This is a genomic window from Glaciecola petra (assembly GCF_031846345.1).
GTDB classification, from domain to species: Bacteria; Pseudomonadota; Gammaproteobacteria; order Enterobacterales; family Alteromonadaceae; genus Glaciecola; species Glaciecola petra.
In genome coordinates this window covers 39,414-65,870 of record NZ_JAVRHX010000002.1, presented here as the reverse complement: position 1 = coordinate 65,870, position 26,457 = coordinate 39,414, and the positions used below count along the sequence as shown (strand labels likewise).

Annotated in this window: 23 protein-coding genes; 14 read left to right on the top strand and 9 right to left on the bottom strand. The window is 39.2% G+C overall.

Annotated features, from left to right (window positions below):
* Window positions 1–5: 5 nt before the first annotated feature.
* The 5 genes from RM552_RS08285 to rpmH all read right to left on the bottom strand — a co-directional run bounded on the left by RM552_RS08285 (window position 6) and on the right by rpmH (window position 3,134).
* Window positions 6–488 carry a YajQ family cyclic di-GMP-binding protein gene (locus RM552_RS08285; RefSeq protein ID WP_311368357.1) on the bottom strand — a complete coding sequence of 161 codons (483 nt, stop codon included), beginning with the start codon at window positions 486–488 and terminating at the stop codon, window positions 6–8.
* Between the two features lie 82 nt (window positions 489–570).
* The gene (gene yidC / locus RM552_RS08280; RefSeq protein WP_311368356.1) at window positions 571–2,286 is read right to left on the bottom strand and encodes a membrane protein insertase YidC; all 1,716 of its coding nucleotides are present in this window, start codon (window positions 2,284–2,286) and stop codon (window positions 571–573) included.
* A 7-nt stretch (window positions 2,287–2,293) separates the two neighbouring features.
* Complete coding sequence (gene yidD, locus RM552_RS08275) at window positions 2,294–2,593, bottom strand: membrane protein insertion efficiency factor YidD (protein ID WP_311368355.1); 300 nt, start codon at window positions 2,591–2,593, stop codon at window positions 2,294–2,296.
* Complete coding sequence (gene rnpA / locus RM552_RS08270; RefSeq protein WP_311368354.1) at window positions 2,584–2,943, bottom strand: ribonuclease P protein component; 360 nt, start codon at window positions 2,941–2,943, stop codon at window positions 2,584–2,586. Before rnpA ends, yidD begins: the two co-directional genes overlap by 10 nt.
* 56 nt (window positions 2,944–2,999) lie before the next feature.
* A complete protein-coding gene (rpmH, locus tag RM552_RS08265) occupies window positions 3,000–3,134 on the bottom strand; it encodes a 50S ribosomal protein L34 (protein ID WP_136250695.1) in 135 nt (44 codons plus the stop codon).
* A gap of 578 nt (window positions 3,135–3,712) precedes the next feature.
* Here rpmH and dnaA point away from each other — a divergent pair.
* The 4 genes from dnaA (at window position 3,713) to gyrB (ending at window position 9,943) form a co-directional block, all read left to right on the top strand.
* Window positions 3,713–5,191, top strand: a complete 1,479-nt coding sequence (gene dnaA / locus RM552_RS08260) for a chromosomal replication initiator protein DnaA (protein WP_311368353.1) — start codon at window positions 3,713–3,715, stop codon at window positions 5,189–5,191.
* Window positions 5,192–5,256: 65 nt separating this feature from the next.
* A complete protein-coding gene (gene dnaN / locus RM552_RS08255) occupies window positions 5,257–6,384 on the top strand; it encodes a DNA polymerase III subunit beta (protein WP_311368352.1) in 1,128 nt (375 codons plus the stop codon).
* Window positions 6,385–6,431: 47 nt separating this feature from the next.
* The gene (gene recF, locus RM552_RS08250) at window positions 6,432–7,526 is read left to right on the top strand and encodes a DNA replication/repair protein RecF (protein ID WP_311368351.1); all 1,095 of its coding nucleotides are present in this window, start codon (window positions 6,432–6,434) and stop codon (window positions 7,524–7,526) included.
* Window positions 7,527–7,528: 2 nt separating this feature from the next.
* On the top strand, window positions 7,529–9,943 hold the full coding sequence (gene gyrB / locus RM552_RS08245; RefSeq protein ID WP_311368350.1) for a DNA topoisomerase (ATP-hydrolyzing) subunit B: 2,415 nt from the start codon (window positions 7,529–7,531) through the stop codon (window positions 9,941–9,943).
* A 50-nt stretch (window positions 9,944–9,993) separates the two neighbouring features.
* On the opposite strand, the gene RM552_RS08240 is transcribed toward gyrB, so the two are convergent.
* Entirely contained in the window at window positions 9,994–11,532 is a 1,539-nt protein-coding gene (locus tag RM552_RS08240) for a methyl-accepting chemotaxis protein (protein WP_311368349.1), read from the bottom strand.
* Window positions 11,533–11,713: 181 nt separating this feature from the next.
* On the opposite strand from RM552_RS08240, the gene RM552_RS08235 reads away from it, so the two are divergent.
* The 7 genes from RM552_RS08235 (at window position 11,714) to RM552_RS08205 (ending at window position 17,174) form a co-directional block, all read left to right on the top strand.
* A complete protein-coding gene (locus RM552_RS08235) occupies window positions 11,714–12,172 on the top strand; it encodes a DUF2141 domain-containing protein (RefSeq protein WP_311368348.1) in 459 nt (152 codons plus the stop codon).
* 136 nt (window positions 12,173–12,308) lie between these two features.
* Window positions 12,309–12,938 carry a uracil-DNA glycosylase family protein gene (locus RM552_RS08230; protein WP_311368347.1) on the top strand — a complete coding sequence of 210 codons (630 nt, stop codon included), beginning with the start codon at window positions 12,309–12,311 and terminating at the stop codon, window positions 12,936–12,938.
* Between the two features lie 68 nt (window positions 12,939–13,006).
* Window positions 13,007–13,357 (top strand): hypothetical protein, encoded by a 351-nt coding sequence (locus RM552_RS08225; RefSeq protein WP_311368346.1) that lies wholly within the window; start codon window positions 13,007–13,009, stop codon window positions 13,355–13,357.
* 20 nt (window positions 13,358–13,377) lie between these two features.
* Window positions 13,378–14,049 carry a nitroreductase gene (locus RM552_RS08220; RefSeq protein ID WP_311368345.1) on the top strand — a complete coding sequence of 224 codons (672 nt, stop codon included), beginning with the start codon at window positions 13,378–13,380 and terminating at the stop codon, window positions 14,047–14,049.
* Window positions 14,050–14,205: 156 nt separating this feature from the next.
* Complete coding sequence (locus tag RM552_RS08215; RefSeq protein ID WP_311368344.1) at window positions 14,206–14,832, top strand: hypothetical protein; 627 nt, start codon at window positions 14,206–14,208, stop codon at window positions 14,830–14,832.
* 219 nt (window positions 14,833–15,051) lie between these two features.
* Entirely contained in the window at window positions 15,052–16,320 is a 1,269-nt protein-coding gene (locus tag RM552_RS08210; RefSeq protein ID WP_311368343.1) for a serine hydrolase domain-containing protein, read from the top strand.
* 113 nt (window positions 16,321–16,433) lie between these two features.
* Complete coding sequence (locus RM552_RS08205) at window positions 16,434–17,174, top strand: DUF3667 domain-containing protein (RefSeq protein WP_311368342.1); 741 nt, start codon at window positions 16,434–16,436, stop codon at window positions 17,172–17,174.
* On the opposite strand, the gene RM552_RS08200 is transcribed toward RM552_RS08205, so the two are convergent.
* Window positions 17,148–17,543 (bottom strand): transmembrane 220 family protein, encoded by a 396-nt coding sequence (locus RM552_RS08200; protein ID WP_311368341.1) that lies wholly within the window; start codon window positions 17,541–17,543, stop codon window positions 17,148–17,150. The genes RM552_RS08205 and RM552_RS08200 overlap by 27 nt on opposite strands.
* A 3-nt stretch (window positions 17,544–17,546) precedes the next feature.
* Complete coding sequence (locus RM552_RS08195) at window positions 17,547–18,380, bottom strand: glycoside hydrolase family 16 protein (protein WP_311368340.1); 834 nt, start codon at window positions 18,378–18,380, stop codon at window positions 17,547–17,549.
* A gap of 251 nt (window positions 18,381–18,631) precedes the next feature.
* Between RM552_RS08195 and RM552_RS08190 the strand changes: the two genes are divergently transcribed.
* The 3 genes from RM552_RS08190 to RM552_RS08180 all read left to right on the top strand — a co-directional run bounded on the left by RM552_RS08190 (window position 18,632) and on the right by RM552_RS08180 (window position 25,448).
* Window positions 18,632–19,723 (top strand): c-type cytochrome, encoded by a 1,092-nt coding sequence (locus RM552_RS08190; RefSeq protein WP_311368339.1) that lies wholly within the window; start codon window positions 18,632–18,634, stop codon window positions 19,721–19,723.
* Between the two features lie 192 nt (window positions 19,724–19,915).
* Window positions 19,916–23,116, top strand: a complete 3,201-nt coding sequence (locus RM552_RS08185; RefSeq protein ID WP_311368338.1) for a chondroitinase-B domain-containing protein — start codon at window positions 19,916–19,918, stop codon at window positions 23,114–23,116.
* A 316-nt stretch (window positions 23,117–23,432) separates the two neighbouring features.
* A complete protein-coding gene (locus RM552_RS08180) occupies window positions 23,433–25,448 on the top strand; it encodes a peroxidase family protein (protein ID WP_311368337.1) in 2,016 nt (671 codons plus the stop codon).
* Window positions 25,449–25,498: 50 nt separating this feature from the next.
* On the opposite strand, the gene RM552_RS08175 is transcribed toward RM552_RS08180, so the two are convergent.
* Entirely contained in the window at window positions 25,499–26,440 is a 942-nt protein-coding gene (locus tag RM552_RS08175) for a M14 family metallopeptidase (protein ID WP_311368336.1), read from the bottom strand.
* Window positions 26,441–26,457 lie beyond the last annotated feature (17 nt).

Below are 26,457 nucleotides of genomic sequence, written 5' to 3'. Positions count from 1 at the left end.
TTGATTTAATCGCGAAAATTTGTAAATTGTAATGGTTGGCCAAAGTCTTCACCACGCAATAGCGCCATTACACTTTGTAGGTCGTCACGTTTTTTGCCGGTAACACGCAATTGGTCACCTTGAATACTGGCTTGTACTTTCATTTTTTTATCTTTAATAAGCCTAACCATTTTTTTAGCCAGTGCTTGGTCAATACCTTGCTTAAATTCAATTGTTTGTTTGAAGTTTTTACCAGTTCGTTCTAGTTTTTTAGCACTTAGGGCAGAGGTATCAACGCCGCGTTTAGAACAAGCATCACGCAACATACTATCCATTTGCTGTATTTGAAACTCAGCTTCGGCGTTCATTACCACTGTGTCTTGCACAAATTCAAAACTTGCTTCTACATTTTTAAAATCGTAGCGCGTGGTAAGTTGACGGTTGGCGTTATCGACAGCATGTTTAGTTTCAACACTGTCTAGCTCAGAGACTACATCAAAAGAAGGCATAATTGTTTCCTTTAAATTAAAGTGTAAAAAGTATAAGTTAAAAAGCCCGCTAATGCGGGCTTTGTAGGTCAATTAATCTTAATTATTTACTTTTGATCCCACGTTTTTCCATTGAGGCATAAATAATTTTTGCTTGTACTAGTGTAACCACGTTAGAAATTAACCAGTATAAAACTAAGCCCGACGGGAACCACAAGAAGAACACGCACATCATCACCGGCATAAACTGCATCAGTTTTTGCTGTAGAGGATCTTGAATTGTCATTGGCTGAAGTTTTTGTAATAAATACATACTTGCGCCCGTTAGCACTGGCAAGACATACCAAGGATCTTTTACCGACAAATCTGTTATCCAAAGTGCGAACTCCGCGTGACGTAATTCAACACTTTCTAGTAGCACCCAATACAAAGCCAAGAAGATGGGCATTTGCAGTAATAATGGGAAGCAACCGCCCATGGGATTTACTTTTTCTTTCTTATACAGTTCCATCATGGCTTGTGACATTTTTTGACGGTCGTCACCAAATCGTTCTTTCAACTGATTCATTTTAGGCGTTAAATTACGCATTTTAGCCATAGACTCATATTGCTTTTTAGTTAGCCAATACATACTGCCTTTAACGATTAGCGTAATGAGTATGATTGCTACGCCCCAGTTTCCAACTAAGCTGTGTAAAAATTGAAGTAAAGTAAACAAAGGTTGGGAAATCATCCATAAGAAACCGTAATCTACTGTAAAGTCGAGGCCATTGGCAATCGCAGCTAGTTTGGCTTGGTCTTTAGGTCCCACATATAATTGGCTGGATAAAGTAGCTGACTGTCCAGCAGGGATAAGTACCTGTTCTCCCGTGTATCCAATGACTGCATATTGATTTTGTAAAAGGCGTGCAGTAATAGTATTTGTTTGTTCTTGTGGTGGTACCCATGCCGCTACAAAGTAGTGTTCGATCATGGCAGTCCAACCACCAATAGTTGCTACTCGTAGTTTTTCGTCTTGGATATCACCAAAAGATAGTTTCTTATATTTGTCTTCTTGCGTTGAATATGTAGTACCACGGTAAATCGGCATAAACATACTGCCGCCTTCTATTTCATTCAAAGTTTGTTTTAATTGAGCAAACTGAGTAACTTGCGCCGTTTCACTTTTGTTATTTTGAACTAAATAATCAACTTGGATTAGATGACTGTCACGAGTAAATGTAAACGTTTTAGTTACTACAATACCGTCTTGAGATTGCCAAGTTAAGGGAACGGTTAATGAGTCACCTGTTAGTTCATAGTTATTGTTAGTCGTCTGGTACTTTGCTCGCCCACTGGCTTTGTCAGTACCGTCTTTTCCAATCAGGCCGCTTTGTGCGATATGTAGAACACCATCAATGGGTTTTAACATTTGATAAGAATCGGTGGCGCCTTGTGTGACAGGGTACTTAACTAAGTCAGCTTTAACAACGTCTCCGCCAACCAGATTTATTTGAATATCAAGAGTGTCGGTTTTAACGGTGATAACGTTACTAGGATCAGCAACAAGCGCGGGAGCAGCTGGAACAATAGTATTGTTTCCCTGTGGCACATCGCTTGTCTGATTATTAATAGTGTTGTCTACTAATGTTGGGATCGCATTATTTGAAGCATCCGCAGTATCGACAGCAGAAGGAATACCTTGGTTTTGTGGACTAACATTTTGTTGTTGAGCGACTGGTTCTATCGCTTTTGGTCCGTAAGCGTCTTGGTACTCTATCCATAGTAAGAAACTTACTAACAACAAACCAATAATTAAAATACTTCTTTGGGATTCCATAACAGTCTCATGTGATTAGTTTTGATTTTTTATGTGTTTTATTCAACGCAACTTTTGCATTGTGTGCTTTGGGAACCGGGTCTATGCCACCGGGGTGAAGCGGTTGGCATTTTACAATTCGTTTTATAGCAAGCACGCTACCCTTAAGGGGTCCATGTGTTTTTAATGCTTGGTGCGCATAACAAGAGCAAGTTGGATGAAACCGACAGTTTTGTCCTAGCATTGGAGAAATAAAGAGTTGATATAAACGAATAATCAGCAGCAAAGGCGCCGCTAATATCGTTGAAATCAATTTAGTTATTTGCATCGTTTGCTTATCCTTTGCCACAAGGTATTTAATTGGGTATGAACTTGTGTATTATCAAGGTCATTTATACCATGTTTTGCTATTACGATAATATCAACATTTGGCAAAGAATGTGCGTTTAAGCGAAAACTTTCACGAACTATTCTTTTTATGCGGTTTCTACTTACTGCTAGTTTTACTTTCTTTTTCGGTACAGTAATGCCTAAGCGTGGTTGCTCAAGTTTGTTATGTCTTGCTAAAACAGTGATAGTGGGGGAGGTAGCAGGAATTGCATTTTCAAATACAAATGAAAAATGCTTTGGAGTCAATAATCTTGACTCCCTTGGGAAGCACTGTAGTTTTGTATTCATATTTCAAAACCACATTCGCATTTATGCATTTACAGTTATCTGTGGCAGATAAATAATTATGCAGATAAACGCTTTCTGCCCTTAGCTCTGCGATTTGCTAATACTTTACGGCCGTTTTTTGTTGCCATACGTGCACGAAAACCGTGTGAACGTTTACGCTTAATATTACTTGGTTGAAAAGTTCTTTTCATGACCTAACTCTCATCTTGTTTAGCTTTAAACCATACATTTTTTATCTGTTAAGGGTAAAAGCGATTGTAACTGGTTATCCATATAGCCTTTTTGTTGAAAACATTTGGCTAGTCGACACCTCAATTAATGGACGCGGAATAATAGAGATCAAAGCCAGTAAAGTCAAGGCATAGATCAATATAATTGCATTTAAAAAATGCAAATTTAATGTTACTCAAACTAAGCGTTAAATTGTATTGGATAAATTGTAAATAGATAAAAAATAATCTACCGCAAATCAAATGAAAGGGCGAAGAATCAACTAATAAAAATTACTAACAAGTTATCCACAGATTAATCCACAAAAACGTTAAATATATGTAAAATATAGACTTAAAAGTTATAGATAATGTTCTAATATAAGGGCGCTCGAAAGTAATATATAACTTAATAAGTAATAAAAACAATATGATAGACGCAGTCTGTGTATAAAGCAGGCATTATTTGCCATTTTTACCATATTCTCTGTGGATAAACGCTTAATTTTGGCTTATAGTCTTTCACCCGCAAAGATCAAACGTAATAATTAGGAAAAATATTGGCTGTTAATTGGGACAACTGTTTAGAAGCAATCCGCCACGAAGTTGAGGCCGAACCCTTTAATATGTGGTTAAAGTCGCTTAAGTCTCATTTTGATGGCGAAACTCTACAATTATACGCGGCAAATAATTTTATCGTAAGTTGGGTACGAGATGAATATTTTCATCTAATTATTGCAACGCTTAAGCAGTTGTATGGAGCAGATGCACCTAAGTTAGCTCTGTCTACCGGTTCACCTCCTTCGGAGATGGAAGCAGATACTAAGCGATTTGACACAAGTGTCGATGCTAAAGTGAGTTCTTCCTTGCCCCCGAAACTAAGTATCAATCATGTGCCACCAGAGATTCAGAATAAACTGAGTAGTCGTGAAAATAGCCAGGCGAATAACCACAACGCAAATACGGCTTACCACCAGTCAGCGCCTAAAGTGCCAGTTATTCCCAAATTAGAAAATCACAACAGTAATGTTAACCCTAGCTATACCTTCGATTCATTTGTTGAAGGAAAATCAAACCAGCTTGCAAGGGCAGCAGCAACTCAAGTAGCAAGTGCGCAGTCCAAAAGGTATAACCCGTTGTTTTTATACGGTGGAACTGGGCTAGGTAAAACACATCTCATTCACGCAGTAGGTAATGAAATAATAAAGAAAAATCCTAACGCTAAAATTGTATATATGCATTCTGAACGTTTTGTACAAGATATGGTGAGGGCATTACAGAATAATGCGATAGAAGAATTTAAGTCTTTCTACCGTTCAGTGGACGCTTTACTTATTGATGATATCCAATTTTTTGCCAATAAAGAGCGCAGTCAAGAAGAGTTTTTTCATACATTCAATGCTTTATTGGAAGGAAACCAACAAATAATATTAACGTCTGACCGTTATCCTAAAGAGATTGATGGGGTCGAGGATAGATTAAAATCACGCTTTGGATGGGGATTGACTGTTATTATTGAACCGCCTGAATTAGAAACACGAGTAGCGATTTTGTTAAGTAAAGCTAAACAAAATCGGATAGATCTTCCCAGTGAAGTTGCCTTTTTTATGGCAAAGAAAATTAGGTCAAATGTACGGGAGTTAGAAGGTGCTTTAAATCGTGTGATTGCTAATGCGAATTTCACTGGTAAAGCCATCACGATAGATTTCGCTAAAGAAGCGTTGCGAGATTTACTTGCCTTGCAAGATAAGTTAGTTACTATTGATAATATAATTAAAACAGTTGCAGACTATTATAAAATTAAAGTGTCTGAGATTTTGTCAAAAAGAAGAACACGAAGTGTCGCAAGGCCTAGACAAATGGCAATGGCTCTGGCAAAAGAACTGACAAGTAATAGCTATCCTGAAATTGGTAACAATTTTGGAGGCAGAGATCATACAACGGTCATTCATGCGGTTAGGAAAGTTGCAGAGTTACGCGCGGATGATCATGATATTACTGAAGATTATAAAAATTTAATTCGCACATTATCTTCTTAAAAATAGTATTCTATGATTAGCGTTTTTCGGCTATCATAAAAAAATACTTATAAAGAGTACTAACCATGAATTTTACCATTAGTAGAGAAAGCTTTTTACAACCCCTGCAATTAGTAGCAGGTGCAGTTGAACGTCGTCATACATTGCCAATTTTAGGCAATGTGCTTATCAAAGTAGACAACGGCGCTTTATGGATGACCGGCACTGACCTTGAAGTCGAACTTATAGCGAATGTGTCTTTAGGCGAGGACAGTGGCAACGGTCAAATTACAGTTCCTGCGAAAAAACTTTTAGATATTGTGCGTGGTTTACCAGACGATAGCACTATTCAATTTACTGTCGAAGAAAATAAGGCATTGGTAAAATCGGGCCGTTCAAAATATTCTCTAGCTACCTTAAGTGCTGATGATTATCCTAATTTGGAAGATTGGGAAGGTGATAGTGAATTTGAAATTAGCCAACAAGCGTTAAAGCAACTCATTGAATCTGTTCAGTTTTCTATGGCTCAGCAGGATGTTAGATACTATTTAAATGGCATGAGTTTAGAAACATCCGACAAGCAAATACGGTCTGTAGCAACCGACGGTCACCGCTTAGCAATGTCCTTAGTAGATTATGATGTAGAACCATTACCTGCTAAACAAGTAATTATTCCACGTAAAGGCGTTATGGAAATCTCGCGTTTAATTGAAGACTCAGACGTTAAAGTAAAAGTACAATTAGGTGCAAACCACATTCGTTTGTTCAGTAACTCTTTTATCTTCACTAGTAAATTAGTTGACGGTCGATTCCCCGATTATAATAGAGTGGTACCTAAAAATACTGATAAAGGCCTAGTCGTATTTAGAGATATTATTAAGGGAGCCTTCTCTCGCGCAATGATATTAACGAACGAGAAATTCAAAGGGGTAAGACTAAATCTTGAACCTGGAGAACTCAAAATAACGGCTACCAATCCAGAACAAGAACAAGCTGAAGAAATTATCGACGTTGATTACCAAGGCGAGAGTCTTGAAATTGGATTCAACGTAGCTTATTTAATTGATGCCCTTAACGCGATTGAAACTGATTCTGTCATTTTTAAGCTTTCTGATTCTAATGCCAGTGCTTTAGTACATGGTGTGAAAATTGTGGACGGGCTTCCGGTAGATGATGATTCTTCACAATATGTCATTATGCCGATGAGACTCTAGTGGCAATTTTAGTCTCATCATAATTTCCTTTCTCTTATAGTTTCTGCATGCATATTACCCAATTACGGCTGTCTAGTTTCAGAAACTTAACAGCTGTAAACATTTTGCCTCATGCTAATTTAAACTTTGTTTACGGTGACAATGGAGCAGGTAAATCTAGCTTGTTGGAAGCGATCCATGTATTAGGTTTTGGAAGGTCCTTCCGAACGAACAAGCCTGACTTGTTTATTCAAAACGACCAAACTCAGGCAGCTGGATTTTGTTTATTTGACTGGCAAGGGGATGAAACAAGATTAGGTTTCTCAAGGTCTAAACAAGACGGCTACACCTTTAGTGTAAATGGCGATAAAACCAAACGTATTTCAGATATGGCTAGAATGTTACCCGTTCAGATATTTACACCGCAAAGTAGTGACTTAATTTTAGGGGCGCCTTTAGGTCGACGAAGATACATAGATTGGTTATTGTTTCACGTGGAACATTCATTCCATTATTTATCATCTCGTTATCAAAGCTGTTTATCACAACGAAATGCTTTATTGAAGCAATTCGATTTTAAAGAATCAGCTAAGTTTAGTGAACAAGACGTATGGTTAGAACAGCTGGCCGATCTTGGAAATTCAATCACAACATTAAGACAAGACTATATTTCACGCTTAAATGACGAAATAAGTGCTTTATACGGGCAATTTTATCCTGAGTTAAATGTAGTATTAAGGTATACTAGAGGTTGGGATAAAAATTGTACCCTGTTGGAAAGTTTACAAAATAAAATAGATCGGGATCTGTTTAAAGGTTCTACGTCTTCTGGTCCACATAAAGCTGACATGCAATTTATCGTCGATGGTAAAAATGCAGCGGATTTCATGTCCAGGGGTCAACTCAGATTATTAGTGTCTGTATTACTATTAGCTGAGGTTAAACTTTTAAAAGAACTAACAGCAAAGCCAAGTGTTTTTTTAATTGATGATATCGCTGCAGAGTTAGATGAAGATACTCGAGAAAAATTTATTGCATCTGTGATGGAGCAAAACACACAAGTATTTGTGACAGCGATACAAAAAGAACAACTGTCATTTATGCAGCATTACAACAACAAAAAAGTGTTTCACGTGGAACATAACCATGTGACAGAGGAGTAAAGATGTCAGAAAGCAACTATGATTCGTCCAATATCAAAGTGTTAAAAGGGCTTGACGCCGTTAGAAAACGCCCAGGTATGTATATCGGTGATACAGATGACGGTACCGGATTGCATCATATGGTTTTTGAGGTCGTCGATAATTCAATTGACGAAGCGTTGGCGGGCCACTGTTCTGAAATAATAATCAAAATTCATTCAGACAATTCAGTTTCCGTAAGTGATGATGGTCGAGGAATCCCAACCGACATTCATGAAGAAGAGGGGGTTTCTGCCGCAGAAGTTATTATGACTGTATTGCATGCAGGTGGGAAATTTGATGACAACTCCTACAAAGTTTCGGGTGGTCTGCATGGCGTAGGTGTTTCAGTTGTAAATGCGCTATCTAAAAAATTAACCTTAGTTATAAAACGCAATGGTGAACGTTTCGAACAAGAATATGACATGGGTGTGCCTGTGGCTCCACTAAAGGCAGTTTCAAAAACTGATAAAACAGGTACAACAATTCGATTCTGGCCCAGTGAAGAAACATTTACTAATGTGATTTTCCATTTTGACCAGTTAGCAAAACGTATACGCGAATTATCATTTTTGAATTCCGGCGTATCAATCACCATTGAAGATGAAAGAGATGGAAGAAAAGACAATTTCCATTATGAAGGCGGGATTAGAGCATTCGTTGAATATTTGAATACAAATAAGAATGTTGTGGGTTCGAAGGCTTTCTATTTCACAACTGAACGGGAAGATGGTGTAGCAGTTGAAGTAGCGATGCAATGGAACGACGGCTTTCAAGAAAACATTTTTTGCTTTACCAATAACATTCCACAAAGGGATGGTGGTACTCATTTAGCAGGTTTTAGAGGTGCATTAACTCGCACACTTAATAACTATATGGAAGCAGAAGGGTATAATAAAAAGAATAAAACAAGCGCTAGTGGTGATGATGCGCGCGAAGGCTTAACCGCCATTGTTAGCGTAAAAGTGCCAGATCCTAAGTTCTCTTCTCAAACAAAAGATAAGTTAGTATCGTCAGAAGTTAAGTCTGCCGTCGAGAGCGCCATGGGCGAAAAGTTATCTGAGTTTTTGATGGAAAATCCAGGTGACTCGAAAATCATTATTAATAAAATCATAGATGCATCGCGAGCTAGAGAAGCGGCTCGCAAAGCAAGAGAAATGACTCGACGCAAAGGGGCGCTAGATTTAGCTGGGTTACCAGGAAAATTAGCGGATTGCCAAGAAAAAGATCCAGCAAAATCTGAGTTATATATAGTGGAGGGTGATTCAGCGGGTGGATCAGCTAAGCAAGGTCGTAATCGTAAAAACCAAGCGATATTGCCTTTAAAAGGTAAAATTCTGAATGTTGAAAAAGCAAGATTCGATAAAATGTTGTCGTCACAAGAAGTTGCTACATTAATTACCGCTTTAGGTTGTGGCATTGGTCGTGATGAATATGATCCAGACAAATTGCGTTATCATAGTATTATTATTATGACAGATGCTGATGTGGATGGTTCTCATATTCGGACTTTACTACTTACCTTCTTCTATCGTCAAATGCCCGAAATGATTGAACGTGGACACATTTTTATTGCTCAACCGCCCTTGTATAAAATCAAAAAAGGTAAGCAAGAACAATACCTTAAGGACGATGATGCCCTAAATGGACTACTGACTAACCTAGCGGTAGACAATGCTTCGTTACACGTAAGTCCCGATGCACCAGCGATAAAGGGTATTGCTTTAGAGAATATGGTTAAGTTGTATCAGAGTACAATCACAATGATTAGTAGGATGCACCGTAGAATGCCTAATTCATTACTGACACAACTGTTATACTCTGACCCGATAACAATAGAGGTGTTGAACGATAAGGCGGCCCTGAAAGCGATTGGTGAGCAATTAGTTGATCAATTAGCCATTAGTGAAGACGATTCCCGTAGCTTTTTGTTTGATATAGAGTTAACGGAAGAGGGACAAAACGACTTGGTTATTACCATGAAACAGCATGGAATAGACTATAAATACCATATAAATCATGACTTTATAACATCTCCTGAGTATGAAAAAATACGAACACTCAACGAAACCATAAACAATTTAATGGAAGAAGGTGCCTTTGTTAAACGTGGCGAGAAAACGTTACCAGTTACTGAGTTTGAACAAGCGCTTGAATGGTTAATGGCTGAAGCAAAACGAGGTCAGTATATCCAGCGTTATAAAGGTCTAGGCGAAATGAACCCAGAACAACTGTGGGAAACGACCATGGATCCTGAGTCGCGTAGAATGTTACAGGTAACTATCGAAGACGCAATTAGTGCTGACCAGTTATTTACGACATTGATGGGTGACCAAGTAGAACCGCGCAGAGAGTTCATCGAGTCGAATGCATTAAACGTAGAAAATCTAGACGTTTAACTAAAATTACAATAACAGAAATGAAAAGTGCTCTGAGAAGAGCACTTTTTTTATACTTTAAAAAACCCGATTAAATCTTGCAAAGCTTTACGTTCATTGGTTTGAGTTTCTATTTGTGCGGTGATTGAACTCAATGAATCAGCGTTCACATTGGCTAAATCAGAAATGGAGACAATATTTGTTTTCGTCAGCTCAGTAGCTGATAATTGCTCAGAGACTTCTTTCGAAACTTGTTTATTCAAATCTGCAATTTGTCCTACCTCATTCCTAATCACAGAATAAGCGTTAGAGGCTTCATCACTAAGCTCCATAACCTTAGCGCTTTGATTGTTCGATTCAGAAATAACGTCTACAACATTTGAAGCGCCTGTTTGTATAACCTCAATAATATGAGTGATTTCTTCTATCGAATTTTGCGTCCGTCCAGCTAAAGTTCGGACTTCATCTGCAACAACTGCAAAACCTCGACCTTGTTCACCTGCTCTCGCTGCTTCAATAGCTGCGTTAAGCGCTAATAAATTTGTTTGTTCAGCTATCGATCGGATTACATTAAGTATATCCGCAACATTATCAGAATCGTCATTTAACTTGTTTACAGAATCAGACGCCTTACTTAATTCACTAGATAAATCGTGCATCGCTTGCCTAGCGTCACTAATTTTTTGATTTCCTCGTATTGCCTCTTGTTCTGCTTCAGAACTTTTCGTGCTCGCATCGTTTGCGTTTTGCGCTATGTTTTTACTCGCATCAGCAACTTGCACCACCGATGACGCAAGAACAGTTGTTTCATCTTTTTGTTTCTGCATAGAGTCGTTTGAATGGGCAACTGCATGTTCTACCATGACACCCGCATCATCCAATTTAACGGTTACTTGCTTTATTTTACTAATAACTTCTCTTAATTTTGACGTAGATTTGTTGAGCGCTTTTATTAATAAGGAAAATTCGTCATTATTACTTGTTTCTTGCGCGTGGCTTAAATCTCCACTAGCAATATTTTCAGCAATCTGCATTGACGCTGTGAGAGGTCGCATAATGCTTTTAATTAACCAAGAAGCTAGAAAAACACTTACAAGCAAGGCTATGGCAACGGCAATCAATACGTTTCTTGTCGCATTTTTGCGCGTCTGGTTTACAATTTCCCTTTCTTCTTTTAGTAAAGCCTCAGTGGCAAATGCAGCATCACCGGCCGCTTCAAACAATGACGACATAGCAGAGGAGGATAATTGTTCCGTACTCGTCGCAATAATAGTGAATTCAGCCTTATAACGGTCGATAGAAGCTAAAATTTGGTTTACCCTTTCTATGCTTGATTTAACATCCATTTGTTTTTGAGTGGTTTTTAAATTGTTTTTAGCTTCGTTAAGAAAGCGGTCTACTTGTTCCTCGAATTCTACTTCATTTAGTAGTAAATAATCGGCCTGTGATAAGCGGGCCCGAAACATATAGTTGTCTGCACTAGAGATACTAGAGTAGATATTATTTTGTTTATCTAACTTATTGAAACTAGCGTTAGCTAAAATACCTATAGCCAAAATAATAAATGATAGGCTACCCATGGCAAGCCATAGTTTCTGTTTAATGGTCATAATTCACGTTAAGGATTATTTCACGATATCTAAGTATCGGCTATCTTGAACAGAAATTTAGGTGAGTTAAAGATATGAAAGTATGCCAAAAGTCATAATATGAAATCATGACCTCTAGTACATTCTTTCATGTGTTGTGATTGTTATTCTAATCCTGTCAACTCAACACAGGAAACGACCAATGAAGACCATCACTAAAACATTTTTAACACTTATTCCAAGCTGTATTTTTACCCTTTCTATGGCAATTAGCAGCAGTGCTACATTTGCAAGTGAGCTTGAAGTTAATTTAACCGATATAGAAAAACAGTCTGGCCAGATATTACTTGCCATATATGATTCTGAAGATGCATACAACGGAAACGGAGAGCCGATTCAAACAGCATCAATTGACGTTTATGAAGAGTCGATTACTTTGAATTTTAACGGCTTACCTGACGGTACATATGCAATCAAACTCATTCATGACTTGAATAACAATGGGCAGATGGACATTAACGCCATGGGATTACCTCAAGATGGATATGGTTTCAGTAATAATGTAGGCAAATATGGTTTGCCGCCTTTTAATGCAGCCAAATTCGATGTGATTGATACTGCGACTATCAAGATGGTTGTAAGACCACCAGTAAGCTTTTAACAAAACCCTGCTAAATCATAAAAAGGCTACTAATATTCAGTAGCCTTTTTGTCATCATTGCCAGCTATGCTAGTCTATCGCTCTTCGCTTTATATTTTAAATTTATCGATGATAAATAAGAGAGCATCCAAAAATCATGGCAAATTTACAAATATTAACGCAACAAGTGCGTCAATGTGATTTGTGTAGCGCCAAAATTCCATTGCCACCAAGACCCATCTTTAGCGTAAATGCTAACGCCAAAATACTCATTGCAGGTCAAGCTCCTGGTATTGTGACTCATGAAAAATATGCGCCATTTATGGACAAAAGTGGGGCGCGTTTACGTGATTGGATGGGCATAAGTGAGGCGCAATTTTATAAGCAACAACACATAGCAATTTTGCCAATGGCATTTTGTTATCCAGGTAAAGCAAAAGATGGTGACTTCCCTCCACCCAAAATTTGCGCAGCAACCTGGCGGAAAAAACTGTTGGCGCATATGCCTAATATAGAGTTGTGCTTACTCATTGGAAAATACGCGATAGAGTGGCATGTAAATGAACACGCTTACTTGCGTAAACAAAATACATTGACAGAAACAGTTAAAGATTGGCAGATTTTTAATCGCAAAGAAAATGGCTGCGATGGTGAACACATAGAGTATATACCATTGCCCCACCCAAGCCCACGTAACAATATTTGGTTAAAGAAGAACCCTTGGTTTGAGCAGGATATTTTGCCTTCCTTGAGGAAAAAAGTGAGATACGCTCTGCAAAAATGTTAAACCCAGCGGTATTGCAATTATTTACTATCAATTGCATTCTGTATGTATATGTTTATCGATAATAGGTATTGCTTATTGCGGAAAGAGCCACATCACTTGAAAAGTTAGGGCGATATGATAAAGCAGAACAGGGGCTTTTGGTGGTGCTTGCTTGGTATGAAAAGCGGCATAAAGAGAGGCCAGAAGACTCTTCTCGTTTAGGTAATTTGCTTGTACATCATTACATGATGGCTGATTATTACAAAAATATAAGCGATGTAACAAACGAATTTAAAAACTATGAATATGCTTATCAATATTATCTTGTAATAGAGGAAACTATGACATCTTCTGATTGGGACAAACAAACAATTATAACGATAGAAGAAGCAGCCACTCACTGTAATATTGAATTTAAGCTTAGGCATTTAGCCGAATAAATAAAATAATAAGGAAAACTATGAATTTTGCCGAATTCGCACAATCACGTAAAAGTGTACGTGGATTTAAAGAAACGCCAGTTAGTAGGGAAACCGTTGATAAAGTAATTGATGCTGCTAAGTGGGCGCCTTCGTCTTATAATACACAAACTTGGAAAATTCATGCGGTTGGGGGTGACGTCCTCAATAAAATCCGAGAAGGAAATACTAAAAATACCCTAGCTGGAAAACCGCACGTACGCGACTTTCCTTATAAAGAAGATTATGAGGGGATTCATCGTAAACGCCAAATCGACGTTGCTATTCAGCTATTTGAAGTAATGGGCATCACTCGAGAAGACAAAGAAAAACGCATGGATTGGATGATGCGCGGATTTCGTCAGTTTGATGCGCCAGTATCGCTAGTACTTACATATGACAAAACACTCGAACCTGCAGGCATTACTCAGTTTGGTTTAGGGTCTTTGGCCTACGGAATTGTGCTTGCTGCGTGGGATTTAGGGCTAGGTTGCGTGATCAATGGGCAAGGTATTATGCAGTCAGATGTGGTGCACGAGCATGCTAATATTCCAGATACCGAAGCCATTATGATTTGTATTGCAATGGGCTATCCTGATGAAAACTTTGCTGCTAACGACGTACGTTCAACACGCGCCGACAATAGTGAGTTTGTGACTTATCATGGGTTCTGACAATCTTAAACAATCCCACTATTTTATACTGTCAGGAAATTTTACATAAGCGCTAACGTATTTATGTAAGTGCATGATTATTATAGTTATTTCAAAAGGCTTGTTTTTTGCATGTTACATCATGTATGGCTGGTTAACTATAAAAGAGGAGAAAATATGACCAATAAAATACGGAGCCTATTATTAGGTTCGTTAGTGCTATGTTCATCGGTAGCTAACGCTGTTGTTATAGAGTTTGATGATTACAAAACAAGTTTTACACAATTCACTTTTAGAAATATCGTAGATGTAATGCCAGGCGTAGATTTAAATATCGAAGCTGCGGTATTTTCAAACAACTCATCAGTAATCACAGATGTTGACACAGGTAACAGTAATAATAGACGTTTGGGCTTGCTTGACGACGACGGTTTGGGTGTTGTCGGCATAAACACTGATCAAGGCGGTCGTGTTGATGGAAATTCTGGTAACGACTTACTAATTTTTACATTCTCACGCGCTGTTATGTTTACCGGCATCGGATTTACCGATTTTGGTAATAGCGATGACTTTGAGTTTGGCCTTATTGAAGGTAATATGTTTAACCGAATCTTGTCAAACGAAGATGTATCCCAAGATGTGTCATTTAGCGGCTACTACGGCACAACCTTTGGTGTTGGTGCCGTTCAAAGTAATGATAGTTTTAGATTAAGCAGCATTTCTGTAGTGTCAGCACCTGCAACATTGGCGCTATTTGCCATTTGTTTAGCTGCGCTTGGCTTGCGTAAGCGCGCACTAAAATAGAACTTTCCAATTAATTAAAGGCATTAGTAATTTGATTGCTAATGCCTTTTTATATTTCTAGTATTTTCATAAATCACTTAAGTGACAAAGTCGGTATATTTATCAACTTTCTTGGTTCAATAAGAACCAGTATATTAATATCTATTCGCTTTTACCTTGATTTCAATAAAATAAGCTTTATTCTTTTTGATTCATTCATTTGTGTTGAGTTGAAAAGATATGAATATCAAAAATAGCAGCAGTATATTGTTAATCGGCTTTTTGAGTTTGGGCGTTTTTCTTGTCTCTGCTCAAGAAGACAGCTCCCGCACAGATGTAAACTATCACAGCAAAATGTATAAAGATTATAAACATGTGGAGTTTGATTTGGGCGGTGAGCCTAGCCGTTTTGCTTGGCGTGAAATGCCAGGGCTTTTCCCGCATACCACCATTCATCATAACAAAACACGTCCCTTAGCCGTCGATTTGAATAGTAAGGTAAATCAATGGCAAGTAAAAATAGATGATAAAGCCTTAAGTTTTGACGATTATGTTTCAGCCGATGAGCGCATAGATAGTATGATGATTTTGCACAAAGGCAAGATTGTTTATCAGCGGTATAAAACAATTGGCCCACTTGAGCGGCACATGACATGGTCGGTTACTAAGGTGGTAACTGCAACTGCTCTAGCTGTATTGGAAGAGCAGGGTAAAGTTGATATGAAAGCCCCAGTGAAAACGTATTTGCCAGATTTTGCTAACAGCGCTTGGGGCAATATAGCCTTGCAAGATGTGGTTGATATGAGCTCAGGGATAGACTGCCGAGATAGCGATGGTTATCAAAACCCAGAGGTCTGTGTCTATCGAGCAGAAGAGGCGCTAGGCGTAGTGCCTCAAATCAGAAAAACCATTGGTACTGCAAGCGAGTTTCTAAAAAGTATGAGCGCTCATCGCAAAGCCGGTGAGGAAACTGAATATACCTCTTCAAATACTATTATTACTGGTTTAGTTGTTGAAGCAATAACTCAAAAGCCACTGGCACGTGCTTTTTCCGATTTACTTTGGCGACCAATGGGCGCTGAAGCAGATGGCCTTATGTTGATCAACAAACATGGTGAGGCTTATGCGTCTGGTGGACTAAGTGCACGTTTGTCTGATATTGCAAGATTTGGTCTCATGTTCTTTGATAATAATAGAGGTTGGGGAACAATAGGAAAAAACCATCGTGATTTTCTAAAAAATAAACATCGGCCTCTTTTCTCTGATGAACGCATTGAACAATTAGATACGCTTTTTGATGGCGATGCACCACTGCATAGCCGGTGGCAATGGGATTTAATATGGAAAGATGGGGATATGTTTAAATCGGGTTATTCTGGGCAAGGGCTCTATGTATCTTCAGGTAATGAATTGGTAATGGTCTGGTTTGGCACTGCTGATACCGAATTTCAGCAACATGAATTACTTCCTTTGGCTCGGAAATTGTCTGTTTCCGGATTACTGAAATAATCACGCTTATGGATAGTGAAATTAAATGCACAAACTGCGAAAGCCCGACAACTGGGAATTTTTGTAGTCACTGTGGTCAATCTGTACATAGCCGCAGAGGTCCAATATGGCGAATGTTAGGTGAGTTAACAGAAGACATATTTACGATAGATTCTAAGTTTTATACCAGTATTAGTGCCTTATTTTTAAAACCAGGTTATTTGACCACAGAATTTGTTAGTGGTCGGCGAGTATCTATTTTACCTCCGGTACGCATGTATTTAGTCGTTAGCATTGTATTTTTTTTGATATTTCAAATTGAAGCGCCCGATGTAAGTGACAAGAATGTGTATATAGGGAACATCTTGATTGGAAGAGAGGCACCCGATCCTAATTTGGGAAATTTTAAAATAACCGACGAGGGCAACATTAAATGGTTCAGTGAGCTCATAGCGGATCGAAAAGAAGAGCTCCAACAGAGTAATTCGCAAATTGTCATTAACAAAATGTTTAACGTGTTGGAAAAAACATTACCTAATGCTCTATTGTTGTTTTTACCATTGTTTGCTTTTGTTCTAAAGGGTTTATATTTGTTTAAACGGGTTTTGTATTTTGATCATTTACTGTTTGTATTGCATTTCCAAACCTGGCTAATGTGCTGGATTATGCTTACTTATGGCATGGTATTAATAAGTCCTTGGTGGGCTTTTTTAACTGTGCTGATCCCGGTATATCTAGCCAAGGCGCAAAAAAAGACTTATCAGCAAAGTTATTGGCTCGTTGTACCTAAGACTTTTCTAATATTCTTGGTATATGGCCTTATTTTGGTTTTTCTGGGAGCGTCTTCTTTATTTTTCTCTATGATTATTATTTAAATACAGCATCAACAAAGCCCAACATACTAGAATCAGCAAGCCGCTCGATTCATTGCTATTTTGTATCATTAATGTTTGATCTTGATTCCATATTTTACTTGGGTCAAGCCTACTTAAATCGAAATTACCTTGATCATCTTGCAGGCGAAAGGTCAATGCACCAATAGTGAAACCAAACCAAATATACAAAACGGCAGGCCTAACATAGCTTGTTGCACAGCTAAAAGATAATATGGCAGAAAGCGTGTAAATAACAATCCAAGCCCATGCATCGGTATTTCCGTATTGGCTTTGGTCGTTAAATTGCCAATAGGCAAAAAGCAAAAAGACTAAGCCTCCCAAATTCAGAGTAATTGATTTTGGGCTCATTTTTTAGTCTGCCCAAACTTCATGTTTGACCCAATCTACTTCCATTTCCCAATTCATTGTCATTGGTGAATCGTTTATTTTGGCAAAGTTCAATATAGCGAAAAATGGCTCAGGATACTCATCCCCCTGATCTTCCAACCGATAGATCTCTTTTTCATTTAAACGAAAAATAATATCGTTATTTAACCATTCAACCGAAAAGTCATTAAACTGGTCAAGGTCAGCTTTTTCTACCGCCATTTCCGCTTGCCAATCACCTCCATCACAATGGCCTAAACTTTTAATTACACGAGCTGCAAAATGGTCAGGACCACCATCACTGTGATGTTCAAAAATATCCAATTCGCCAGACCCTTCCATTGGCCAGCAAACGGTTTCATTAGCTTCTTGTACCGGAGGTTCATTGTTCAAAGCGCCGAGTAACCACCAAGCCGGAAACATACCTGCTTGACCGCTATTTTTAACTCTCAACCTAGCAGTCCATTTACCTTTTATAAATTCCTTTTTATTTTTTGAAGCAATACGACCAGCTACATATTGGGTGTCAGGTTTTTTTTCACCCGTTTTACTCATGTTGTCACAGGGTTGTTTATCTCTTAAGTCAATAACGCGAACTTTTAAGGTGCCATTGCTGACTTCACGCGTGCCATGTTCACCGTTAGGTAAATAGCATTGGTCTTCATTGTTTACCCATAGCATTTGGTCTTGCCAGTTGTCTTCGTTGAAGGTGTCAAATTCATCTAAAAAGTTGAGCTGCCAACCTGTTTCTTGATTAGGTGCTTGGCTACAGTTGAGCAAAGATATGCTTATGCAAAAAATAGTAAGTAGCTTTCTCATGAGTTTCTCCCAAGGATTTATTAACGGTTACAATATTTAATATAATCATGACGGAGTGATGGAATATATACAATGCAAAGTATCTTGAATAAAGCACAGCTTATCGCATTTACACTATATTCTCTTTTAATCAGGCAAGGTTTGCATCGTTTTTCTAAGCTGTGTACTCTAATCAATAAAGTCATGCCATCAATCTTATACGAACATCGAGAGCATATAAGGGCAATATGCGAATTAGAAGGATTTTTAAATTGAATAATGTTGAGAAGTTAGTATTTGCAGGTCTTTTGTACGGCATATTAATGAGTAATGGTTTGGCTCAAAAAGTATATGAAAAACAAGAACCACCGCGTGAATTAACGACAGAACAAGCTCAAGTAGCCGCAAAGAATTATCAAAAATATTGCTCCCTTTGCCATGGTGAAAACCGTGAAGGCTATAAAAATGATCATGCACCTTCTTTACGTTCTAAAACTTTATTTGAATCTGGCGTTCCTCACTCGATTTTGCGTCCAATTTCATATGGTAGACAAGGTACCGCTATGGCAGGTTACTTAGATGAAGTGGGAGGCCCTATGAGTTTAGACGAAGTATGGGACTTGACCTATTGGTTATTTTGGCAATCTGGTGCAGAGCGAATCAAACTCTCGGAAAACCCTGTGCTCGGGGACATCGCACGTGGCGCTATAGTGTATCAAGAAAATTGTACGGCATGTCATGGTGTCAATGGTGAAGGAGTGAATGCTCCAGCCTTGGCTAATCAGTCTGCACTTGCGCATAATAAAGATGAATTTATTCGCTATACCATAGAAAAAGGACGCGAAGGCACACCAATGCTGGGTTATGCAGGTACTTTGTCTGCCGACGACATTGACAATGTAACGGCATATCTTCGCAGTAAAGCCAAAGACAGTAATGTAGAGAGCACAGTATTAACCAGCTTGCCCACTCCCGATCAATACGTGATTAATCCTGAAAACGACGATCCCGAATTTGAGTTGGCAGACAACATGTATGTTTCCTCAGTTGATTTGTACGAAGCGATAAAAGCTAACAAAAGAATGATATTGTTAGACACTAGAGTGCCATCTGTTTGGCAGCGCGCTCATATTAAGGGAGCGGTTCCGTTTCCTTATTACACTGATTTAGCCGACAAGGTGAAAGACTTGCCAAAGGATGTGCAAATTGTCGGTTATTGCTCCTGTCCAAGGGCGGCCACGGAATACATAGTGAAACAACTCAGAGAGTTGGGCTATGACAAAACAGCAGTTCTATACGAAGGGATATTTGGCTGGATGAACCTTGGTTATCCGGTCACAAGTGCACAAGGCGAACTTGAATAAATTGCAGGTGACAATACAGCTTGGTTTTATTTTTAAAAACAAACTAAGCTGAAAATAGCGACACATAAACTCCGTTAATCAAAATTGGTAGACCAATTAAAATAGACACTTGATAAAAAAGTTTACTTAAGTGTTAAATTGGTTACTATATTGTTAACCAATATTTTAATTTGGTCTACAATTGAGGTGTTTGTGATTAAAACTATTAAAAAATCAATGCTAAATGGGGCTATCCTAGGTTTACTTTTTGGATTAAGTGGCTGCGGTGGTGGCTCAAGCGATTCAAGCACTCCATCTTTACCGACTCCGGATCCGACACCAAATACACCTGCTCAGTTTAGTGGTGATTTAGCGCTAAGTGTAAGTGCTGATAGTACCGATGTAAGTGGAGTGATTTCGGTTACTGACCCCGATACCAACGAAGCTAGCGCGGTTGCACAAAACCAAGTTAGCGTAAATTATGGCACTTTCACTATTACCAGTAATGGTGCGTGGACATATACTTTAGATTCACAAAATTCCACACTGATTGCATTACCTCAAGACCAAAACTTATCAGATAGTGTGACGATATCGTCGACAGATGGCACCACTACCAACATTACTATTACCTTTATCGGCGTAAATGATTTACCTACTTTTGGCATGGGTGCAGGTGTAAATGCAAGTTCTATTGACAATCAAATGAGCACCCCCACTACTGGTACCTTATCAATCACTGATCCTGATACAGGCGAGTCATCTTTTATCGCTCAATCTGATTTTGCAACAAGCTTTGGGATATTTTCTATTAATACTACGGGTGTGTGGAGCTACCTTTTAAATACAAACAATGCTGGTGTGTCTGGCTTGGTCGATGCAAACGATAGCCTCACTGACACTATCGTTGTGACTTCTGTCGATGGTAGCGATACAAACATAGTGATTACTATAAATGGAATTGATTCCATTGGTGATTCAGTATTAACCAAAGGTGCTATAGGTGACAATGATGAAGTGCCCACTGTTAATTGTACGACCGTATTTAATTCGAGCAGTGCGTTAGAAGATGCGGTTAGCTTCAATATGACAGCGGGTGAAACGCTTTGTTTGGCAAATGGCAACTATACTGGTTTAGATCTTACTTTTGGTGGTAGCGGCACTAGCGACAATCCAATTACGGTCGCTGCACAAACGCCTGGTGAAGTTATCATTGGTGGCGAGGTGTTCGTTGGTATGACCGGTGAGTATGTGGTCCTCCAGGGTTTTATATTTGCCGATGGCAACATAGGTAGTAGCCTTTTACAAACTAGGGCGAATAGTAATACCCCTTGCAATAATTGCCGCATTACCGAAAACACCTTTGTGAACATGGATGCAAACAATGATAACAGTACCAAGTGGTTTCAAATTTATGGCTCAAACAATCGCTTTGATCATAATTGGGTAGCAGGCAAAGTGACGCGTGGGGCGTTATTTGTTATTGAGCGGGGTGATGCACCAGGGACTGAAGACCGTACTCAAATTGATCACAACTACTTTGGTGATCGCCCACCTAAAGAGGGACTTGCCTATGCAGATGGCAGCGACAATGAATATGAAGGTATTCGTGTGGGAAGCAGTAGCACGCATACCAGTGATTCTTTTGCGGTAATTGAGCATAATTTTTTTGAAGGAATTGATGGCGAAGCGGAAGTAATCTCAATCAAGGCAGGAAAGGTTACTGTTGAACATAATACAGTGCGTAATAGCCGTGGATCAATAGTGAGCAGACACGGCGAAGGCTCTATCATCAGTAATAACTTTATTTTGGGGGATGGTAATCCATTTTCGGGGGGCATAAGAGTCGTAGACGCTAATCATAGTATTATCAATAACTATATAGAAGGTGCACGATACTTAAATACTAACTTTAATGGCGGCATATTAATCAGTAATTCTAATGGTTCTACCACCAATGGATATCAAGATGTCGAAAATATTTTGGTGGCAAATAATACTGTGGTAAATAGTGTGAACAGTATTAACTTATATGCGGGTAATCAAAGTAGCCGCCCGCAAACAGTATTCATGGTTAACAATATTGTCGGTGATGCGGTAGGCGCAGCCATTCGTAACGCTGACACTTTGCCAACTAACAGTGTATTTTCGAGCAACTACGTATTTGGTGCTAGCTTGTCTGACGAAGATAATATCTCAACAATTGATGGTTTTGAATGGTTAGATGCTCAACTCGAAGCTGACACACAAGGAATATTTAGACCAAGCAACGGCAGTCCTGACTTAAGTGCTGATGCAGACACCGATTTAGGAGAATATGATTTACCTATTGTAGACTTTGATGGTCAAGTGAGAAGTGACAACACGATAGCGGGTGCTGATGAAGTATTAGATAGTACTCCCAGTATTACAGATTTACGTGGCGTGTTAAGCCCTGACTTAGTCGGCCCCATAAGTTATGTGCCGCAAAGTACTCCAGCAAAAGTACAAGTAATAGCGCTGAATAACACAGGTTTTGATAGCGGAGACTTATCGGCTTGGACAAATACTAACGCAAGTATTACCAGCATGAGTGACGACGCTTTTGCAAAGGGTAATAGTGCACAAGTGCAGGGTGCAGATGGCATCATTTCTCAAAGCGTCGCTATACAGGCCAATACCAATTATACCTTTTCAGCTTTTGTAAAAGGCGATGGCCAGCTTTCAGCTATGGTTGACGGTCAAAGCTATAGTGCAAGCAATGATTCATCTTCTTACCGTTTTACTTCTCTTAGTTTTAATTCAGGGGCAGCAACTAGCGTGACATTGAGTGCACAGGTCAATCAAAATGTAACTACCAGTATTGCCCTCAATAATCCCAATTTCGATAATGACCAAGATGGCTGGGTGGTTAACGAAGGCACAGGCATTGGCCAAGTACAAGATTCAGATAATTCTTCGTCTAATGTTAATGGCTCTATCAAGTTTACATATAACGATGCAGATAGCGGAACACCTTACGATCCATATATTGCGCAAACGATTGCCGTTACGGCTAACACAGACTACACCATTACTATGTACAATTTGTTAAAAAGTAGCGATGCGCAAGATGCCACTGTTAGGTTTGGAGCTCATTCAGGCTCAGCGGTTGTAGACGGCATCTTTGCTGATAGCACAGTATTGGCAGAAAAAATATCGGTATATGCCAACTTAGCAGAAGACGAAGACGCGGAAGATAGCTTTAGGCCTGATACCTTAGTCTTTAACTCAGGAAATAACACGACAGTCACGATTTTTGCTCAATATCAGTCAACGGCTGGAGATGACATACGAATCGACCAATTTAGCGTAACTTCAAGCGGCGCACCAACGACAGATACTAGTGCATTCTTTGATGAATTTAGACTGGTTTCTCATCCCGAACTACCTTAATGCCATGATAAGCTTTCCTATTAGCGACTATGCCTAGGTGTAATGCCAAGGTGCGATGCTTAGGTGTTGCTCAAAATCTAAAGAATCGAATTGTCTTCAAGAAAAACCGAATATTAAAACAACTTTAATCGATGTTTCAAATTAAGAGCATCTGAAAAATGAATTATCTATCCCTCCCAGCATCTGAAAACATAGCACCTAGATTAATCACCTTAAGGAGATCAATCGAAACACGCGTTAGTTACGCTAAGCAGTTTGAAACCAACTAATAGGTGAAATTGTTTTGCAATTATTTAATCAATGTAGGAATAAAGCTATGAAAAAATTTAATTATTCTTTTGGCTTAATAATGTTGGCCTTGGCGGGCTGTGGTAGTAATAACGAAGAATCAGCAGATACTGTTCTAACTGTGGACTTTTTACCCTCAGTGGAAGCTGGTCTCGATCAAAACGTAACGGAGCGATCGACGGTTAATCTAGCGGGTTCTGCTAGTGATAATGAAGGAAACGTGACGTTTTCTTGGGAGCAGGTGTCTGGTGAAACCGTTGATTTAAATGACGCCGACACATTAACACCACAATTTAGAGCGCCTTCGACCCGAGAAGACGAAACTATTGTATTTCGTTTAACTGTAACTGACAGTGCAGGTCAAAGCGTAGCAGACGACGTGACAATTGTTGTAAATGATAGGAGATCTTCTTCACAAGGGATTGATGACAATTCGGATGAACGTCGAGACAATGCAAATAATAATCGTAACAACAACACTATCGTGATTGATGACAGAGAAGTTAGAACCTTTGACGGCTCAAACAACAATACCGATAACCCTCTGTGGGGAGCTTCCTTTATCCACTTAGAAAGATGGGGTGAAGTTGACTACGAAGATGGTATTTCGAGTTTAGCCGGTGCATCACGCCCAAGTGCTAGAGTAGTTTCAAATAACGTTCACCATCAAGATTTAGGCGTTACTATTGTGAATGAATTTGGCACTACCGACTTTTTATGGCAGTGGGGTCAATTCCTCGACCATGATATTGGTGTGACAGACGGTGCTGAAGAAGCGGCTGACATTACGGTTCCAGAAGGCGATGAGTATTTCGACCCGAATAGTACTGGCGAAGCTAGAATCTTTTTTACTAGGGCTTTGTTTGACCATAGCACGGGAACGGATGTCGACAATCCTCGCGAGCAAGAAAATGAGCTAACCGCCTGGATTGACGGCAGCATGGTTTATGGTTCAGACGATGTCAGAGCATTAGCCTTGAGAGTGTCTGCGGATAGTCCCTATTTAGCAACAAGCGATGGAAACTTACTGCCATTCAATACCAGCGGTCAAACTAACGCTAATGCCTTTGGTGTACCAGCAGAACAGCTGTTTTTAGCTGGCGATATTAGAGCGAATGAGCAACTGGGATTGACTACTATGCATACCTTGTGGGTAAGAGAACACAATCGCATAGCGGCAATATTGGAACAACAGTCGCCAGCAGCTTCTGGTGAGGCCATTTTCCAAACAGCAAGGCGTTTGGTCATAGCAAAAATACAAATCATTACTTTTGAAGAGTATTTGCCGGCTTTATTAGGTGATGATGCCATATCTAATTACAGAGGCTACGACGATGATGTTAATCCAGGTATGTTTAATGAGTTTTCTGTTGCTGCGTATCGTTATGGTCATTCATTAGTTAACAATGTGTTGTTAAGACTTGATGAAAACGGAGATACTATACAAGATGGCAATGTCGATTTACGAGACGCGTTTTTTACTGCGCCAAGTGTATTGACTGACGAAAATAGTATCGACCCGATTTTAAGGGGGCTAGCCAGTCAAGCAAGTCAAAAACTAGATGTTAAAGTTAGTTTCGAATTACGTAATTTCTTATTTGGTGCGCCTGGGGCCGGTGGTTTAGATTTGGTTTCTTTAAACATTCAAAGAGGACGGGATCATGGTGTACCTTCATATAACGATATGCGAGAAATATTTGGTCTCGAGCGCAGGGCTAATTTTGGCGAGCTTACATCAGATGTTGAACTACAGTTAGCGTTAGAAAATACCTTCGACAGTGTTGATGATGTTGATTTGTTTACTGGTGGTTTAGCAGAAGACCCGCTTGTTGAGCTTGGCTCACAAATGGGAGAATTGTTCAGAGCAATGAACATTGAGCAATTTGAAGCATTTAGAGACGCTGACCGTTTTTGGTATAGACGTTACTTGAGTGATGAAGAGTTAGCGTTTGTAGAGGATACGACATTAGCCGAAGTCATTCGTGATAACACTAATATTACGAATGAAATTCAAGACAATGTTTTCTTTTTAAGTGGGAACTAAAAACGCTTTAAAAGAGACACTAGAATAATGAAAAGTATAGCCCTCGTGAGTTAACATTCACGAGGGTTTTTTGTTGGTAAGCTAAGTGCAAAATCTAAGCCCCCAGTAATAGCAGCAACTTGCGCTACAATGCATTCTTGAGGTGTGGTTTTTGGGCTGTCTGGGTATACCTCGGTTGTAGTGGCATAGTTGGCGCCAGTAAATCCGCCGCATAAAAATAAAGCGGCTTTGTCGTAACAGATGATGCCATGCTCAACAAGGTCTGAACCAATGAGTTGATTGTTAGCGTCGGGAGGCGCAATGTGAGTGACTTTTTCCACACTCGCTATAACCGCTTTTTGAAAGTCTAATTGTGGATTACTCGTGTTTGCCACAGTATAAAAGCCATCAGGAATGCCCCAGTCGCTGAAGCTTAAACCGTCACGTGCGGCTAAAGCGGGCCTAAATTCTGTATCGTCAGTATCGGTAGTTTCGTGTAAATCGATATGTATATTGATCGGGCTTGGTAAACTATCTACATATGACATTAATTGACTACACTCAGGGGCAGGACTATCGGTATAAAATGAGCGGTTAGGATCAATGGCACTTATGTTCCAGCGATTAATAGTTTCGTAGCCCCAAGGACTGAGGCATGGCGCTATTACAATATTAAAATGCTTAGCATATTTTGTTGCTTGATTATGCAGAAAAGCAATGGCACCTTGGACACCGCTTGTTTCGTATCCATGTACACCACCCGTAATAAGAACGCTTGTTCTTGAAGTGTCCCATTTTTCTGACATGTATGCGTAGAGTGGATAGCGCTCAGGATTGCTTGGAAGCGAGCCATATTTTACTTTTGCGAAGCCTTTGATACTACTATCTAACTTACTCAAAACTTCATCTTGGTAGCTACGCTTAATTGACTGTACATTTAACCAAGCGAGTTTTTCCTCTTTTCCCCATGGTTTTCCTGGTGTGCCAATAGGATAGGTGTTGTCGTTATTCAAGTTATATTCTCCCTTTG

Excerpts from the sequence above, each read along its gene's own strand:
- RM552_RS08285 (WP_311368357.1), bottom strand. The coding sequence starts at position 488 with ATGCCTTCTTTTGATGTAGTCTCTGAGCTAGACAGTGTTGAAACTAAA.
- yidC (WP_311368356.1), bottom strand. The coding sequence starts at position 2,286 with ATGGAATCCCAAAGAAGTATTTTAATTATTGGTTTGTTGTTAGTAAGT.
- yidD (WP_311368355.1), bottom strand. The coding sequence starts at position 2,593 with ATGCAAATAACTAAATTGATTTCAACGATATTAGCGGCGCCTTTGCTG.
- rnpA (WP_311368354.1), bottom strand. The coding sequence starts at position 2,943 with ATGAATACAAAACTACAGTGCTTCCCAAGGGAGTCAAGATTATTGACT.
- rpmH (WP_136250695.1), bottom strand. The coding sequence starts at position 3,134 with ATGAAAAGAACTTTTCAACCAAGTAATATTAAGCGTAAACGTTCACAC.
- dnaN (WP_311368352.1), top strand. The coding sequence starts at position 5,257 with ATGAATTTTACCATTAGTAGAGAAAGCTTTTTACAACCCCTGCAATTA.
- recF (WP_311368351.1), top strand. The coding sequence starts at position 6,432 with ATGCATATTACCCAATTACGGCTGTCTAGTTTCAGAAACTTAACAGCT.
- gyrB (WP_311368350.1), top strand. The coding sequence starts at position 7,529 with ATGTCAGAAAGCAACTATGATTCGTCCAATATCAAAGTGTTAAAAGGG.
- RM552_RS08240 (WP_311368349.1), bottom strand. The coding sequence starts at position 11,532 with ATGACCATTAAACAGAAACTATGGCTTGCCATGGGTAGCCTATCATTT.
- RM552_RS08235 (WP_311368348.1), top strand. The coding sequence starts at position 11,714 with ATGAAGACCATCACTAAAACATTTTTAACACTTATTCCAAGCTGTATT.
- RM552_RS08230 (WP_311368347.1), top strand. The coding sequence starts at position 12,309 with ATGGCAAATTTACAAATATTAACGCAACAAGTGCGTCAATGTGATTTG.
- RM552_RS08220 (WP_311368345.1), top strand. The coding sequence starts at position 13,378 with ATGAATTTTGCCGAATTCGCACAATCACGTAAAAGTGTACGTGGATTT.
- RM552_RS08215 (WP_311368344.1), top strand. The coding sequence starts at position 14,206 with ATGACCAATAAAATACGGAGCCTATTATTAGGTTCGTTAGTGCTATGT.
- RM552_RS08210 (WP_311368343.1), top strand. The coding sequence starts at position 15,052 with ATGAATATCAAAAATAGCAGCAGTATATTGTTAATCGGCTTTTTGAGT.
- RM552_RS08205 (WP_311368342.1), top strand. The coding sequence starts at position 16,434 with ATGTTAGGTGAGTTAACAGAAGACATATTTACGATAGATTCTAAGTTT.
- RM552_RS08200 (WP_311368341.1), bottom strand. The coding sequence starts at position 17,543 with ATGAGCCCAAAATCAATTACTCTGAATTTGGGAGGCTTAGTCTTTTTG.
- RM552_RS08195 (WP_311368340.1), bottom strand. The coding sequence starts at position 18,380 with ATGAGAAAGCTACTTACTATTTTTTGCATAAGCATATCTTTGCTCAAC.
- RM552_RS08180 (WP_311368337.1), top strand. The coding sequence starts at position 23,433 with ATGAAAAAATTTAATTATTCTTTTGGCTTAATAATGTTGGCCTTGGCG.